We start from the raw sequence: 15,340 nt of genomic DNA, 5'->3' as shown, positions 1-15,340 counted from the left end.
CTTATTCATTACCAAAAGTATCAGAAGCAATTTGATCAACGGATAGGTGCCTGATTTGCTCTAGCTGAATATTTTTCTGTATTTCCTTTAAAAACTGGAGTTTTAATTTCTGAATTTCACTGGCGTCCTGAAGGGGGCTATTGGTTAATTCATTAATGGTAATTTTACTGTTGATTAATTCATTAATGAGATACTTCTGGATGACTTCATCCTGTTTGCGTACCTGAAGCTGTTTAATATAAAGCATTTTATCAAGGGCTTTGATGCGTTGGTTCAATTCCTCAATAATCATGTCTTTTTCATTTAATTTTTGCTTATAGGGTGGAGGGAGCGTTTGCTTTGCCTCATACGTATTCATCAGGAATTCTAGACACTCTGCCTCAGTTTTAAGTTTGAGCTTTTCAGTCAATGCCTCCATTTTTTTGGCTGTATGTGAGGTTAGATAAAATTGCTTTCTCACATTCGCATGATTTTTCTTGGAATATTTGAAATTTCTGAATCTATTTTTTAGATCGGAAAAATATTTTTCATTGAGTAAAAGTACCCATTGATTCGTTATTTCTGCTACGAGTAATGGGTGGATCATGGTTTCGATGGGCTGAATTTGCAATCGTCCATCAGGAAGCTGAACTATCTGCAGTAGTGCCTGCTCTTTGTTACATTCGTGCTCTAAAAACAAGGATTTTAATGTCTGATCTTTATCAAGCCATTGTTGCAATGTCAGTTGTTTTCTTGCCATTTTGATGTTCTATGATGTTTGAAATTCTAATATGATTATAGATTTTAATTAAGGTGGAATAAACATTTCTAAATACGTTTAGTAAATGTTTATTTGTTTTAAATTTATTTTATAGTAAATATTTGTGCCTATCTAAAAATAATTCTAAAATTTACTAATAGCAATGTTGAATGAATAAAAATGTATGGATGAAATGACAGAAGAGCATAAGCAGCTCATTTTTAATTTTAATGAGTTATCACCACATAGATTAAGTTCCTACGCTAGACTGGTGCTGATTAAATTTATTAGTCTCTTTGGTACACAAAAAACCAACGATTCATTGTTGGAATTGTCTGAAAAGATAGGTGTGCAACATAAAAAATTAAAACTGGTATTGGAGGAGTTATCAGGCTTTGAGATATTGGAGTTTTCATATCCAGAAACAGGTCGGCGGGCAAGAGTTAGAACAATACAGCTGAATTTAGATTATTTAAATCTGCTATTGAGTAAAGTTAATCAACATGAAACATCCCATCATAGGTATGTCCGCCTTAAGAGAGCGATTAAGCAGTTTGACCTTTTAATGCTTATTTTAATCAAATTATCTCAAGTCAGAGTGACCACTAAAAAGTTTGATTTACTACCCGAACAAAAACTGGATTTTAGGGTATTGTTGACATTATCAAACTTGACTCGCTCATGTGATGCTTATGGGGTGATACGTAATATAGGTACAACACAACTGGTTGCTAAAACAGGGTTAAATAAGCAAGCAATATTTGATTCGATCTACTTTTTGAAAAAGATAGGTCTGCTTCGGGTACATGTGCATGGGACGATCAATAACAAATTTATAAAAAATATAACGCCAACCTACGTGTTGAATTTATCTCATACCTTTTGGGGTAATCATGCTCGGTATGGTCGGTTTTATATATTGGAAGCGAGTGAAAGACATCATTTTGAAATAAAAATGATTGCTGATATTTTTACGGTAATTTCTGAGCAGGTGCAGCCGTTGGATTCTGACAACTCACGCGATCTCAATCACCTTACGACATTGGTTCTTAAGGGGCTTGATTCAGATAAAATCAACATTATTTCTGGAACAATGATTGAGCGTATCCAGTCTTCATCACAAGTTCAGGAGACGATTTCTAGTTTCATTAAAGAATGTCTAATTCATTATTTGCAATTACAACAATGCCATCAGGAACAAGGAGATTTGACAGTATTTGCAAAAGTGTTCAAACAAGCATTAATCAATAAAAAGAAGCAACATATCAAGTTGAATGATTTGGATTCAAATTTGACAATGATGCAATGCTATTTTGAATCATGGTGTTGCAGACTGCTTGATCAGCGGGGTTTACGTCAGCATATCTTACAAGGTTCACTGTTATATGGTGTAGATATTTTAAATCGGACTACAATTGAAAAAGATATTTATCCTTTTGTCTTTCAAGAAAAATACCGTTTGGAATTGATTACAAATCCTGACTTAATCAGAAACAGCGATCCAGATGCGGACATCCAAATACAGATTCAGAAGCTAGAGAAACAGGAGCAACGGTTCATCCTAGAATTCTTATTATTTTGTTTGAATTTGATTGCCAAAAATCAGATTTTACCATTTTTAAAAAGTACGCGAAGACTCAGTCATGTAGCAGGCAAGTTTTTTCAAATTATACCAAAAGTCGAGTCGCAGAAAATGTATAGTTGTATCTATGTGCCCGATTCAACACTCACTAAAGATGAGTTTTTTCTGATCGATATCCCTCATCCAATTCGTGGGAAAGAGGAGGAATATTCGAACGAAGACTATTTGCTGAAATTCATTGAACCTAGTGTTGATGACATGAAAAAATATGGATTGCTGGATCAGTTTTATACAGGAGGAACTGAATTGCTGAATAAAAAAGTAGCGTAAGTTTAGCTTCTGTAATATTCCCATAATTTGGTTATTCTCGCTGTATGGCGCAGTGGTGTAATGGTCAGTCTAGACAGGTTTGCTTAACAGGTAATATATATTATTATCTATTAATAATATAAACAATAACTTATATCGTTGATTAAATACAGTGAGTTATTTAGTTAAGTATAGCCCATACTCAAATGGGTTATAGACAATGTATCAATATCAAATCACTAAAAGCATTCTAAATTAACCCTATAGTATGTTCCAAAGTCTCTAAGCATGTTCAGCTAAGCAGGATGACCACAACATCCTGCTTTAGAATCATGATCAGTAAAATTTTACATCTCTCACTTAGATATGAACCTTATGTTTCAGTGAGAACCTAAATGTACCAGAATAATCCATTAGAAAGTGAATCATCCATTCTTATCTCAATCGAAGATTTTATGGTTAGTACATGCCATGAGCAATTTGTTGATGATCATGAAGAATTCAAGCGAGAGCTGTTGGATGCTGTGTGTGCTTTTAAGGTGATTTACAGAGAAGATTTTACTTATTCCAGAATCATTAATGTTTTCAAAAGAGTGATTAATCTCGTAGATTACATTATGGATAAATTGGACTCCCATCTTTATGAAGATATTTTACGATTTGAACTAAACCACATCTTCCATATTCAAGGCATAATTCAACATGAGATGAAAAATACAATACGAGAACAATTCGATTTTCAGCGTCAAGAACAACGTAATCGCTTTAAACTGGAATGCTACCTAAATAAACTGCTTACACACTATGCTAGATTACAGTTTGTTCGAGTAGATATCTCTATTCTTAAAGAATATCAAATCCATTGGGGTATTCAAGACTTTAAGTATGCATTGGATATTCTATGTAATCGTATGTCAAATAAAGATACCTGTTTTAAGCACTTACAAGGTTATGTATGGGCATTAGAGCAGGGTGTAGAAAAAGGCTATCACTGCCATTTATTACTCATCTATGATGGGAATAGTCGTATAGAGGATTCAGGTTTAGCAAAACTGGTGGCTGAGTATTGGAAGCACATCACCAATCAACAGGGTACTCACTACAACTGTAATACCAAAGACAACAAGGAAAAATTTGATAAAAATGGATTGCTTGGGGTTGGAATGATTCATCGTGATCAACCAATACAAGTTACAAATGCGATTCGTGCAGCGATGTACTTGGTCAATCCTGAAAAAGAAGATCAGCGCTTACGGGCTAAAACCTCTCCACAGATGCGGACTTTTGGTACAGGTCAGTTTGAAGTAAAATGGCGCAGAGATATTGAACAAAATGAGTCATTATGATATTAAAAATAGAGAACACGACTATCAGATGTATTCTCTATCTTGTACAGTTTGACATCAAAAAGACAAACTTACATTTCCTTGATCGGTGATTAATTCAGCTTCAAGCACCTGATCACCACGGCATTTCAATAAGTACGATACTGTAGAGCTATAGCTCATTTGCACAGGCATCTTGCTATGAAAGTCAGCGGTGTAATAACCACAACGACCACGATTAATTTTCATGCCTTGTAGAACAAAAGGCTGATTGCTGGTCGATTGAATTTCAAGAATATATTCAATTGCCCCTTGTACATTAAAAGCAGATTGAGATTCTCTAGCACTAATGCGAGCCTTAACATTTAGATCGCTAACTTGTGCAGATTCATTCTCAAGCGGAATGTCAGCAGCTTCCTGAGTGTTGTTTGGATTAAGGTCAGTTTCCATCATGGCTTTCAGCACATCAGGATACTTATTCCATCCACTGATATAAGACTCCGCTTCCTTGACCTCAGCAGGTAAATAGACATGACCATTGTCAATAATCATCTGCATTTCATTGAGTTTAGCTTTAACTGCTTCCTCGGTATAAGGAGCATAGATTGATTGAGTATGCTGAGCAGCATTATTGGTAGGCTCACCTGAAGTATCAGTTTTTGGTGGTTGATTGTTCTGGCTACATGCCATTAACAGGGAACACAAGGCAATGGTGGAAAATAATGATTTCATGATTGCACTCCCTTATAATTTAGGACGAATAACAACAAACCAGACGAATAGTAGAATCAAAATTCCACCAACAATTTTACCGATTACAGGAAACATCACCGCAGGCCACACTAAGCCTTGCCCTAAATTGTAGGTAAATGGCTTATAGTTATACTGCCCCCAGAAATGTTGATAGATGGCAAAAAAGAATCCAATGACCAGATAAGTGCTGATCAGTCCAGCTTTAAGATTAGAATTCATTTACTTCCCCCCCAGTTGCAAATTTTGCCAATGCAATAAAAATTCCCATCACGATCATGAAGCTAATGAAGGGTAGACCCAGTACACAAATCACAGCGATGACGCAGATAATGCCTGCAAGTGTTCTCATGGCTACTCCTTCATACACTGATAGGACACATTGACCATATCCATCTGGAAGGATTCAGTTTGTTGTAAGGTGTAGATATTTTCTTTCAGTCCACCCTCACCATATTTCTTTTCAAGTTTGTCGTAGATGCATGAACAAGTGCTGTCATTAATGCCGCCTGTTTTACAACCACTGATAAACTGGCGTTCGGTTTTGCTGGCACAGCCTGATGCTAGAAGTGCAACTGAGACAACAATGAGTGAAGTTTGAATTTTCATCATTTCCCCTAATTTTTATTGTGTTATTTGATGTGTAATATATTTTGCTGAATTGACTAAAGTGTAGATCTGAAAAAGCTTTCCAAGGCTAGATAGCGTTTAGATCAGTCAAATAAGCAAAAAATTTTGAAAGTTGCTATTGCAACAGAGGAATAGAAAATCGTTTTAGGGAAAATAATATAGATAGAAAGTGCTGAGTCATGGTGACTACTCCTTTTGTATGAAAGAGAGTCTTACCAAATTACTGTCAAATAATGGTGGCAAGACTGGGCGGGTTGACAGACTGATACAAAAGGAAATCAGCGCACGCAAGCGTGCCCCTCCCAGTCTCACCGTAAAGGCGTGACTTAAGAGAACGCACAAAACCATCACAGCGTTGTTGTGCGCCTTTTGTAAACGGTCTGTCAAAACCGACTGACGATGTAGGTCAGCAGTCGAATGATAAAATTAAGGGTGAGTTTAGTCAATCGAGGTTATGAAAATATATAAATAAATCAATAATTTTATTATTTTTAATACACTAGTACTTTTTCAATTTTAAGTAATATAATTCTGGTGTCTAAAATAGTAAATTATCTGAAAATTCAAAAAATTAGGGGGATATATGAATTTTAAATTACTTAAAGTACGACTAGATAGAATTAAAACTCAAAAACATACACTTACTCCAGAAGATATGTTGATGTTAGTTACTCAAGAAAAAGCTGATCTTAATTCGGGGTTTTTCTCTCGCTTATTTAGTGTGACTATTCCACAAAAATGGGAATTTTCTATCAATTCATCTGAGGAAATTGGCGTTGCTTTAGAATTGGTTGAATTGATTGAAACAGTATTTATCCCTCACTATCAGGGGCATGCAAAAAATTATGCTTGGTTAGAGCAATGTATTTTATTCAAACTCAAGCATCAAGCGTCGATGAATATTTCTGAATTAGTCAGTCGGTATTTATCGAAGATTGAAAAAAGTGAACATTTACAGATTAGTCGAGAGATCTTAAAAATTTTATTTGAGCGTGAGCCTAGCAATGCTGTCATTAAAGCACAGGCGATAGTGTACAAACGTAGTGAAATCTATACCAGCGCTATAGAAAAGTTTGAGTACTATTTTGAGCATTGTCCTTATCAAGAAACATTATATTTTGATTATCTTGAATGCTTAATAATGCGGAAGAATGTTATCTATAATCAGGAAAAAGGAGAGTTTGGTGATTTGCAATATGCTGTATATTTACTTTGCTCTATAGACGATGCGAAAGATAGAGCATTACAAGGGAATCTACTCAATCGTGCTATAACAGCCCTTTTACCAGAAGACGTTATTGCAACTCGTCCTGAAGATACTAATTTCTTAGCTGACATGGGACGTGGGCTAAATAGTTTTAGTAAGGGCGTTGGTACATTTTTTGGAGGGCGTGATTCGCAGATTCCATATAGTGAAGGAATTATTGCGAGTGCACCAAAACTTTTGAAAAATAAAAAAATTGTTGAGTGTCTTAACCAAAATCAAAAAGCACAAAAAGAGCTAGAAAAAATATTATCTGATCAAGGGCTAAAGGTGGGTGTGGGCTTAACGGCATCCGCATATTCTTTAGGATTAATTTGGGATTATGCACATATTGATCCATCTGTATTAGATGCATTGAGCTTTGCATCAAAAGGAAATCCTGAAAATTTAAATACTTTACAAGACATTTCAGCGAATACACTAGATAGTGCAGGAGCAGTGACTCGTTTAACTGGTTATGTTGCTGAACAACAGGTTGCACTGAATTTACAACAACAAGGACATACAGTTGAATTTCCCGATAGCGCAAACCAAGCTGGTTATGATTTGATTGTTGATGGCACACCGATGCAAGTTAAGTGCTCAATGGATGCTGATTATGTATTAAGTCATTTTGATAAGTATCCAGATATTCCAGTGATTGTGAACAGTGAACTTGCAGAGCAGCTAGGTAATCATCCGATGGTGTTAGTGGATACCACTTTAAGCTATGAAGCTGTTCAGGAAACTACTGGTGTAGGACTAGAGCAAGTTTCAGATTTTGCGGATGTAGGAGATATGCTACCAATCCCACTATTAACGATTGGTTTAGCGGCATATCGTAATTATGGTGATTTTAATTCAGGTAAAGTGGATGGCGAGCAATACTTAAAAAATGTTGGCAAAGAAACTGCTGCAATTGCTGGAGGTGCAATGACAGGGTCAATGCTACTCGGCGCATTAGCAGGTCTTGCTACAGGTGGTGTTGGAGTCATTGTTGCGAGTGGTATTGGTGCATATATGGGAGGGGTTGCTGGTTCTACAGGTGCAAATAGTATGAATCGAGAAGCCTTGTGTAATCAGAGAGATATCGTAGTGAAATTACTCATTGAATTCGCAGCGTGGTTCAATGAAAATTTATTGGTTCATCGAACAAATGTGCTATTCAAACAGCTACAAAGTTTTGAAACTCATATGTTGAATAATGCTGATCGTATTATTACTTTTAGTACTTTATTGATCTATCAACATGAAGCTTATATGCGTGCCTATCATCTGAACCAATGGATATTACATAAGTTGCAAAAAGGTAATGAAATGGAAAAGGTTCAAGCTGGTTGGGTGGCTATTGATGAGTCAAGTAATTTTATATCAGTTGATCTACAGCCAAAAATTAATGAAATTAATCGTCAATTAGAGATTTATAGGGAACTTGCCAAACCTGATTCAGCACAGCCTAATCGTACTCATCAGCTTAAACCTGCTTGAGTGTTGGAATAATATTGATAGTTGTATTTGAAATAAAAAATTGGAGAGATTATTTACTAATTGAATTAGTAAATTAAAAGTTATTCCAAATAATTTCAGACACATAATATCCTAATGAGAATCATGAAACTCTTTTGAGTTCTTCATGAAAATATGAAAACAAAGTCTGCCATCGAGCAGGCTTTTTTTATGCACAAAATTTAAGGAGTCGAGCTATGAGCTTGAGCTGTCCCTTTTGCCATTCAACGAATGTGATATTGGTTGAAGCAAGTACACAACAATCAAATACGACCTTAACCAATTTGGTCACACCGACCACATTGGGTGCATTGGGAACCACGGTCGCAAAGTCTTTCAATCTGCCACCGATTGTCGGTGGAATAGCAGGAACGGTACTCGGCAGTGTGTTGAATTCATTTACCGAACAAAGCACACCACCACAGCAGAATTTATGCTTCTGCCACAACTGCTACCAAAAGTTTCCAGCGCACCTTTTGCATTAAAGATCGTTAGTAACCACACAAATTCAAATTTCATTTTCAAATTAAAAGGAATAAAACTATGGCACATCAACTTGAACAAATGGCGTATGTCGGAGAAACCCCTTGGCACGGACTAGGGAATCAACTGACACAAAACCAACCGATTGAAGTCTGGGCACAGCAGGCAGGTATGGATTGGCGGATTGAATCTTCTAATGTCAGTTATATGGCGCAGAATGACCGTGGGCAAAGCATCATCATGCCTTATGAAGAACAACGAGTTTTATATCGCTCTGATACCCATGCTCCACTGTCAGTCGTCAGTCAACGCTTTCAGGAAGTGCAACCGAGAGAGATTTTAGAATTCTATCGTGACCTCACCGAGCAATCAGGTTTTGAACTTGAAACCGCAGGTGTACTCAAAGGTGGCAAGAAATTCTGGGCACTAGCACGTACAGGGCAAACATCCATGTTGAAGGGCAAAGATGTCAGTAATGGCTATATGCTCTTGGCAACAGCATGTGACGGAACCCTTGCCACCACCGCACAATTTACCTCGATCCGAGTAGTGTGCAACAATACTTTAGCGATTGCCTTAAAAGGACAGAACAGCAGTGCAGGTGTGGTCAAAGTTCCACACAGTACTAAATTTGATGCTGATAAGGTCAAACAGCAACTCGGTATTTCAGTACGTGCATGGGATGAACACATGTATGAAATGAAGCAACTGACACAACGTAAAGTGAGTCAGATGGAAGCATCCGCTTACTTTGATGCCGTGTTCAATAACAGCACAATGAACAACGTGGTGGATCAGGAGGACAACATCATCCAGTTCTACCGTGATGTAGCCTTACAAGCCCAAGCCAATGGCAAGGACAAAGCTGAACCAAATGCCAAATCGATGAGTCGAGCTATGGAAATGTTTAATGGTCAAGGACGAGGTGCGGAGCTAAGTTCAGCCAAAGGAACAGCCTATGGATTACTGTGTTCAATCACAGAATTTATAGACCACGAACGTCGTGCCATGAGTACCGATCACCGGCTTGATTCAGCTTGGTTTGGTGCTGGCGCATCGATCAAACAACGAGGATTGGAACAGGCACTTAACATGCTTGCATAGTGCGGAATATACATTTTTCAATCATGGAAAGTTAGACCTAACTAAGCATTTTTAAATGGAATTTCGAATTTTAAAAATTATTAAAACCATAGCTTCGGCTGTGGTTTTTTTATGCCCATTTTTTGTGATCCCCATCATTTTACATAGCAAAATAATCAGGACTTCAATATGAATACCGCAATTTTAAATCCATCTATGCAACAGGCAAGTACCCCATTTATTGCCCCAAAATTATTCACAGCCAAACGCTTGGTCAATACAAAGAATATGACTCAAGCAGAATGGCTTGAAGTCAGACGCCAAGGTATTGGCAGTAGTGACTGTGCCGCAGCCTGTGGACTTAATCCCTATATGTCGATGCTAGAACTGTGGATGATCAAGACAGGTCGAGTTAAACAATCCATTGAAGATGAAAGCACAGGTCATGCCCCTTTATATTGGGGTAAACAACTTGAACCTTTGGTCGCTGAATACTACAGCATGCATACCAACAACAAAGTTCGTCGTATCAATGCCGTACTACAACATCCTGATGAGGATAAGCATTTTATGCTGGCTAACTTAGATTACTCGGTGGTAGGTAGTGAGGAAGTACAGATTTTAGAATGCAAAACCGCAGGGGAATATGGAGCAAAGTTATGGCGAGATGGTGTGCCTTTATACGTATTGTGTCAGGTGCAACATCAACTCGCTGTAACAGGCAAAAAGGCAGCGCATATTTGTGTGCTGATCTGTGGTCATGAAACTCGTATCTATAAAGTGGCACGCAGTGAATCAGTCATTCAACATATTGTGAATGCAGAGCGATACTTTTGGGAGTGTGTGGAAAATGACACGCCACCTTCAGTCGATGCCAGTGAATCGGCAGCTAAAGCCATTCAGCAACTCTATCCTCAACATATTCCACTCAGTGTCGAAGATCTCAGTCAAAATGAACAAGCCAATCAGTTGTTTGCTCAACTGATTCAAGAAAAGCATCATATTGAAAAACACCAAAACAGCTTTGATGAAACTAAGCATCAAATTCAGATGTTAATGAAAGATGCTGAACGAGCAACTTTTGCCAATGGTTCAGTGACGTGGAAACGATCTAAAGACTCCATTGCTTTAGATAATAAGGCTGTATTGAAAATGCATCCTGAACTAATCAATGAGTTTCCACAAAACAAGGTGGGGACACGACGTTTTCAAATCTATAGCAATGATGACTGACCCGATCAAAACCATGCATCTATATCGCTAACTATATATGCATGAAATATCCATTCTTCCCAAAAGCGCAAAAAAACCACCCCCGATCTACCGACTCCCGAAGGAGCGGTAGACCAACAATGGCGGTTTTTGCGAAGTCGTAGCTTTTCATATTTCTGTTTACTTACATAGCAAGGGGTAATCAGTAAAATTTTACTTATAGGACAAACAACATGATCAAAGGTTTAGCGATTACACCGCCAATACTCGGCAGAATTAGTATCGGTAAAGTGGTCGAAAAGAATGGTAAACGTCTGCCTGAAAAAGATGATCAATTTACGATTACTAGCCAAATTCAGAATAAGGATGGCTGGGTGAAACACCCACTGGATGAGCAGCTAAGAGCCAAGGCACAAAACCAGAAACTCAGAACCATTCCTGTCCGGATGATTTTTAATGATCCTGAACTCAACTTGCGAGCTGAGTACACTCTATTCGACCGACAAACTGGTCGGCCCATCTGTACTGGTAATGGTGAAACCTGTCAGCGACTTGGACAAAACGGGGTTGAACAGCATCCATGTCCATCACCTGATTTATGCCCCTTGGCCCAAGGTGGACACTGCAAGCCTTATGGGCGGCTTTACGTCAATCTAGATGAGTCGGATGAGTTGGGTACATTCATTTTTAGGACTACAGGTTTCAATAGCATTCGTACCTTAGCTGCACGGCTTCGTTATTACCATGCGGCTTCAGGTGATTTACTTTCATGTTTGCCATTGCAACTGACCTTACGAGGAAAAAGCACAACGCAAAGTTACCGTACCCCAATTTATTACGTGGACTTAACCTTACGTGATGGAATCAATCTACAAGAAGCCATTACTTCAGCCAAACAGATCGATGGACAAAGCAAGACAGCAGGGTTTTATCAGGAGGCTTTAGATCATGTGGCAAGGCTAGGTTATGGTAATGCCAGATTTGAGGTAGGAGGTGAGGAGGGACTGGATATTGTTGAGGAGTTTTATATCAATGAACCAAAACCAGAGCAGGGTCAGCAGCTTAGTGATTTAACTCATGTTCAAGACATTCAGAAAGGGTTGCAGCATTCTGTGCAGGCTCTCAATTGAAATGGACCTAGTTAGAAAAGAGTACTTGTACTCTTTTTTTTGCAGATTTTGGACTGTAGATAAGAAAATACTCACTCCTAGAATTTTTGAGAGATGGATTTACTTTAATAACGCTTTTTAGTATTTTGGTAGCAAATCAGAAGTATGTTCATGACTATGCGTTCAAGTAGGTTTTCTAAGCTTATACTCGCATTTGTCCTGTTTTTGTTTACCATAACAATTACGGGAGTTCATGCGTGGGCGCCTGTTCTACTTGAAAATATTGAACATCAGCATGAGTTGAGTATCATTGTAGAGGATGATGCTTCTAGTCATTGGTCTTTACAGCACTCAGATGATTCTCTAAAAAGTTCTGCTGATCATGATGCAGAAGCACATACGTGGAAGAATTTTGATGAGCCGATCTATCATCATTCAGTAAAGCCAATTTCTTCTGATAGTGATTTCAGCATAGATCCAATCTTTATTCTTAGTTTCGCACTTCCACTAGTTTTATTCTTTTTCCAGCTTTTTGAAAAGCCCGTTTATCGAGTCTTTTTAAAGCGGCGATCCCCTCTAGTATTTAGTAATTCTTATACTTTCTCTAAAGATTTAATCGTCCTACGTAATTGATCTTTCTATACAAAAAATAGTTTTTAATTTTTTTGTATAGGTAAAGTCATGTCTAAAAAATATCAGATATTTCTTACCTGTGGATTTGTAGCAACAGCAGCAAATGTATTCGCAGAAACGAATTATGCAGAACTACAAAAGCAGGTAATCGCAAATGATGCTGTACTCAATAGCTTACAGCAGTCCGAGCAAGCTTATGAAATCAATCAAAAGTTTGCTGGCAGATTAATTAATCCGACTTTCAATATGGAGTTGGATAATCTCGGTAATTCAAAATTGAAAGATTTGGATGGCCCAACAACCTTGCTGGGGCTATCACAAGAGATCCCCCTCAGTAATAAACTTTCCTTGAGAAAACAGATTGCGAGTTTTCAAGGTGATCGTAATCAGTTCGAAATAGCAAAGCGTCAGGCTGAACTCAAAGCAGATTTAAGAATCTGTATGGCGAACTGGTATGTAGCTACTCAGCGTGCTGAAATTTATTCTTCTGAGAGTAAATTGAATGCCAGACAAGCTAACGTTCTTTCCGAACGTCTTAAGTACGGGCGAGTAATTCCTTCCGATGCTCAACTAAGCATAGCACTTTCATCTGAGTCGAAATTGCGCCATCAAAATGAAGTGAAGAAGATTCAGTTCCAGAAAAATCTATGTTCTAAGTTCACTTCCAACCTGCCCAGTAGTGCATTGGAGGTTCCGCTAAGCTTTAATTTCACAGACAAAATAAGTTTGTCTGAGCAAGAAGCAACTTTAAGTTCAAAGCTGAAAAAAGCTCAGTTTGAGTTGGCTCGTAAAGAAGCAATACCAGATATTACTTTGGGAGTAGGGGTTAGAAACTACCAAGAAACCAATGACAAAGTCTTTCAGGTTTCGACATCAATACCCCTCAATATTTTTAGTCGAAATAAAGGCAATATTGCGATCGCTCAAGCAGAGCATACGAAAGCAGAAACACAGTCGGTGCTTGTGAATCGTAATTCTAAAATTGAATTGGAAAACAAGGCTATTGAGGTTTCCAACTTGATTGATGCGATTAAGCAATATGATCAAACGGTTTTGCCCGCAACAAATGAGAGTCTCCGAATTGCTGAAATGGGATACCAAGCAGGGAAAAACTCTTTACTTGAATTCAATAATATTAAGCAAATTTGGTTAGACAAACATCTTGCTCGATTCGATATGTGGTTGGCTTTGCAAACTGAAATTGCAGATGTCGAACGTAACTACATTACTCATTTAGATCAAGAATAAGGGCAAGAATATGAATAAACAAACCAATACATTGATTGCAACTGGTGTCGTTGCCTTACTTATCGTCTTATGTGCAATTGCTTGGTATAAATCGGGCAATAAAACACAAGCGAGCGCACATGGTGAGGTCGCCGAAGAAAAAGTAGCTGTGGCTGGAGATGAGAAAGGGCCTCACGGTGGTCGTTTATATCGAGATGGAGATTTCTCTGCTGAGGTCAAGATATTTGAGGAAGGAGTGGAACCACACCTCCGTGTTTATGGGTATTTGAAAGATAAACTACTTAAACCTGAAGACTTAACAGCAAATATCTACATCAAACGTTTGGATGCCGAGCAAAATATTCAATTTCAACCTGAGAGTGATTACTTAATTGGGAATGAAATTGTTTACGAGCCACATTCCTTTTTAATGATGATAAACGTTGATTATCAAGGGAAAAAGCATACTTGGAAATGGGATACGAAGGAAGGCCGTGTCACCATGTTGGACAGTAGTATTAAGAGCAGTGGATTAGAGCTTTTAAAAGTTGAATCAAAGATGTTTGAAAATGCTTTGGAGTTAAAAGGCGAACTGAAGTTTCCTGATAATTTTGAAAGCTTTATTACGCCTAAAGCCAGTGGGACATTGATCAAAACTTACCGTAATCTAGGTGATAAGGTGAGTCAGGGAGACTTACTTGCTGTAGTTCAAAGCCAAGATGTAATTCGTTTGAATGCCGATCGTAAAGTTGCTTTGGACAGCCTACAGTTTGCTCGTCAAAAAATGGAACAGGAACGAGCGCTATGGCAAAAGCGTGTATCACCTGAAATTGATTATATTTCAGCAAAACGAGACTTTGACGCAGCACAAACTCGTGCAAATGAGTTGAATAACTTAATCAACTCTTATGGTGGTTCTAGTAATGGTACTGTTGAAGTTCGTGCTGCAATGTCTGGAACAATATTAGAAGTCCTTGGTGCTGTTGGATCAAATGTAAGTTCTTCAACACCTATTTTTAAAATCGCAAATACTTCTCAACTTTTAGCAGTTGTTAATGTTCCCGCTGACAGGCTAAATGCTATAAATCCTAACAATAAGGTTAAAGTTAAACCTCAAAGCCCTGTGGATACAGAAGAAGCTTTAGGACGAATTAAATATATCAGTGATGTCATTGATCCAAAGACACGTACAGCACAGGTCTTTATTGAAGTACCAAACCAGTTTAAGTGGCGCTCAGGACAGTTAATCACGGCCCAAATTTTTGAAAATCAAAGTTTGAAGCCGATGGTTGTGCGTGAAGATGCTCTACAGAGCTTCCGTGATTGGGATGTTGTATTCATTCGTGTTGGCAATGATTTTGAAGCTAGGCCTCTGGAGCTTGGTGAAAAGTACAATGGGTATGTGGAAGTTAAATCTGGATTACGCGTAGGACAGGTTTATGCCGCTGGAAATTCATATCTTTTAAAAGCAGAGCTAGGGAAATCTGGCGCTACTCATGACCACTAAGG

Annotated in this window: 15 protein-coding genes; 10 read left to right on the top strand and 5 right to left on the bottom strand. The window is 38.0% G+C overall.

Features of this window, described 5'->3' with window-relative positions:
• Position 1 precedes the first annotated feature (1 nt).
• On the bottom strand, positions 2 to 739 hold the full coding sequence (locus tag ABLC00_RS14440; RefSeq protein WP_000101621.1) for a hypothetical protein: 738 nt from the start codon (positions 737 to 739) through the stop codon (positions 2 to 4).
• A 184-nt stretch (positions 740 to 923) separates the two neighbouring features.
• Between ABLC00_RS14440 and ABLC00_RS14435 the strand changes: the two genes are divergently transcribed.
• Positions 924 to 2,651 (top strand): hypothetical protein, encoded by a 1,728-nt coding sequence (locus ABLC00_RS14435; RefSeq protein ID WP_000344079.1) that lies wholly within the window; start codon positions 924 to 926, stop codon positions 2,649 to 2,651.
• Positions 2,652 to 3,025: 374 nt separating this feature from the next.
• Entirely contained in the window at positions 3,026 to 3,976 is a 951-nt protein-coding gene (locus ABLC00_RS14430; protein ID WP_000284561.1) for an inovirus-type Gp2 protein, read from the top strand.
• A 57-nt stretch (positions 3,977 to 4,033) separates the two neighbouring features.
• Here ABLC00_RS14430 and ABLC00_RS14425 read toward each other — a convergent pair whose 3' ends face one another.
• The 4 genes from ABLC00_RS14425 to ABLC00_RS14410 are packed head-to-tail and all read right to left on the bottom strand — an operon-like array spanning position 4,034 to position 5,314.
• Positions 4,034 to 4,687 (bottom strand): hypothetical protein, encoded by a 654-nt coding sequence (locus tag ABLC00_RS14425; protein WP_000838342.1) that lies wholly within the window; start codon positions 4,685 to 4,687, stop codon positions 4,034 to 4,036.
• A 12-nt stretch (positions 4,688 to 4,699) separates the two neighbouring features.
• Positions 4,700 to 4,927 carry a hypothetical protein gene (locus tag ABLC00_RS14420; RefSeq protein ID WP_001087629.1) on the bottom strand — a complete coding sequence of 76 codons (228 nt, stop codon included), beginning with the start codon at positions 4,925 to 4,927 and terminating at the stop codon, positions 4,700 to 4,702.
• Positions 4,917 to 5,057: a hypothetical protein gene (locus tag ABLC00_RS14415; RefSeq protein ID WP_001259410.1), complete on the bottom strand. Its 141-nt coding sequence runs from the start codon at positions 5,055 to 5,057 to the stop codon at positions 4,917 to 4,919. Before ABLC00_RS14415 ends, ABLC00_RS14420 begins: the two co-directional genes overlap by 11 nt.
• Before the next feature lie 2 nt (positions 5,058 to 5,059).
• Positions 5,060 to 5,314, bottom strand: coding sequence for a hypothetical protein (locus ABLC00_RS14410; RefSeq protein WP_000701730.1), 255 nt, complete (start codon positions 5,312 to 5,314; stop codon positions 5,060 to 5,062).
• Between the two features lie 604 nt (positions 5,315 to 5,918).
• Here ABLC00_RS14410 and ABLC00_RS14405 point away from each other — a divergent pair.
• From ABLC00_RS14405 to ABLC00_RS14370, 8 genes are all read left to right on the top strand, one after another.
• A complete protein-coding gene (locus ABLC00_RS14405; RefSeq protein WP_031997562.1) occupies positions 5,919 to 8,066 on the top strand; it encodes a glycine zipper family protein in 2,148 nt (715 codons plus the stop codon).
• 215 nt (positions 8,067 to 8,281) lie between these two features.
• Complete coding sequence (locus ABLC00_RS14400) at positions 8,282 to 8,569, top strand: hypothetical protein (RefSeq protein WP_000058781.1); 288 nt, start codon at positions 8,282 to 8,284, stop codon at positions 8,567 to 8,569.
• A 58-nt stretch (positions 8,570 to 8,627) separates the two neighbouring features.
• Positions 8,628 to 9,671 (top strand): DUF932 domain-containing protein, encoded by a 1,044-nt coding sequence (locus tag ABLC00_RS14395; RefSeq protein ID WP_000951122.1) that lies wholly within the window; start codon positions 8,628 to 8,630, stop codon positions 9,669 to 9,671.
• Between the two features lie 168 nt (positions 9,672 to 9,839).
• Positions 9,840 to 10,883 (top strand): YqaJ viral recombinase family protein, encoded by a 1,044-nt coding sequence (locus tag ABLC00_RS14390; protein WP_001090272.1) that lies wholly within the window; start codon positions 9,840 to 9,842, stop codon positions 10,881 to 10,883.
• Between the two features lie 212 nt (positions 10,884 to 11,095).
• On the top strand, positions 11,096 to 11,992 hold the full coding sequence (locus ABLC00_RS14385) for a hypothetical protein (RefSeq protein ID WP_000589670.1): 897 nt from the start codon (positions 11,096 to 11,098) through the stop codon (positions 11,990 to 11,992).
• A 156-nt stretch (positions 11,993 to 12,148) separates the two neighbouring features.
• A complete protein-coding gene (locus ABLC00_RS14380) occupies positions 12,149 to 12,604 on the top strand; it encodes a hypothetical protein (RefSeq protein ID WP_002086797.1) in 456 nt (151 codons plus the stop codon).
• A gap of 48 nt (positions 12,605 to 12,652) precedes the next feature.
• Positions 12,653 to 13,852, top strand: a complete 1,200-nt coding sequence (locus ABLC00_RS14375) for a TolC family protein (RefSeq protein WP_000039774.1) — start codon at positions 12,653 to 12,655, stop codon at positions 13,850 to 13,852.
• 10 nt (positions 13,853 to 13,862) lie between these two features.
• Positions 13,863 to 15,338, top strand: a complete 1,476-nt coding sequence (locus ABLC00_RS14370) for an efflux RND transporter periplasmic adaptor subunit (protein WP_001041870.1) — start codon at positions 13,863 to 13,865, stop codon at positions 15,336 to 15,338.
• Positions 15,339 to 15,340 lie beyond the last annotated feature (2 nt).

This window comes from Acinetobacter nosocomialis (genome assembly GCF_041021905.1).
Classification (GTDB): Bacteria; Pseudomonadota; Gammaproteobacteria; order Pseudomonadales; family Moraxellaceae; genus Acinetobacter; species Acinetobacter nosocomialis.
The sequence above is the reverse complement of the archived record's forward strand: the minus strand, read 5'-3'. Positions and strand labels throughout refer to the sequence as shown.

Excerpts from the sequence above, each read along its gene's own strand:
- ABLC00_RS14405 (WP_031997562.1), top strand. The coding sequence starts at position 5,919 with ATGAATTTTAAATTACTTAAAGTACGACTAGATAGAATTAAAACTCAA.
- ABLC00_RS14385 (WP_000589670.1), top strand. The coding sequence starts at position 11,096 with ATGATCAAAGGTTTAGCGATTACACCGCCAATACTCGGCAGAATTAGT.
- ABLC00_RS14415 (WP_001259410.1), bottom strand. The coding sequence starts at position 5,057 with ATGAGAACACTTGCAGGCATTATCTGCGTCATCGCTGTGATTTGTGTA.
- ABLC00_RS14370 (WP_001041870.1), top strand. The coding sequence starts at position 13,863 with ATGAATAAACAAACCAATACATTGATTGCAACTGGTGTCGTTGCCTTA.
- ABLC00_RS14375 (WP_000039774.1), top strand. The coding sequence starts at position 12,653 with ATGTCTAAAAAATATCAGATATTTCTTACCTGTGGATTTGTAGCAACA.
- ABLC00_RS14420 (WP_001087629.1), bottom strand. The coding sequence starts at position 4,927 with ATGAATTCTAATCTTAAAGCTGGACTGATCAGCACTTATCTGGTCATT.
- ABLC00_RS14410 (WP_000701730.1), bottom strand. The coding sequence starts at position 5,314 with ATGAAAATTCAAACTTCACTCATTGTTGTCTCAGTTGCACTTCTAGCA.
- ABLC00_RS14400 (WP_000058781.1), top strand. The coding sequence starts at position 8,282 with ATGAGCTTGAGCTGTCCCTTTTGCCATTCAACGAATGTGATATTGGTT.
- ABLC00_RS14395 (WP_000951122.1), top strand. The coding sequence starts at position 8,628 with ATGGCACATCAACTTGAACAAATGGCGTATGTCGGAGAAACCCCTTGG.
- ABLC00_RS14390 (WP_001090272.1), top strand. The coding sequence starts at position 9,840 with ATGAATACCGCAATTTTAAATCCATCTATGCAACAGGCAAGTACCCCA.
- ABLC00_RS14380 (WP_002086797.1), top strand. The coding sequence starts at position 12,149 with ATGCGTTCAAGTAGGTTTTCTAAGCTTATACTCGCATTTGTCCTGTTT.
- ABLC00_RS14425 (WP_000838342.1), bottom strand. The coding sequence starts at position 4,687 with ATGAAATCATTATTTTCCACCATTGCCTTGTGTTCCCTGTTAATGGCA.
- ABLC00_RS14440 (WP_000101621.1), bottom strand. The coding sequence starts at position 739 with ATGGCAAGAAAACAACTGACATTGCAACAATGGCTTGATAAAGATCAG.
- ABLC00_RS14435 (WP_000344079.1), top strand. The coding sequence starts at position 924 with ATGGATGAAATGACAGAAGAGCATAAGCAGCTCATTTTTAATTTTAAT.
- ABLC00_RS14430 (WP_000284561.1), top strand. The coding sequence starts at position 3,026 with ATGTACCAGAATAATCCATTAGAAAGTGAATCATCCATTCTTATCTCA.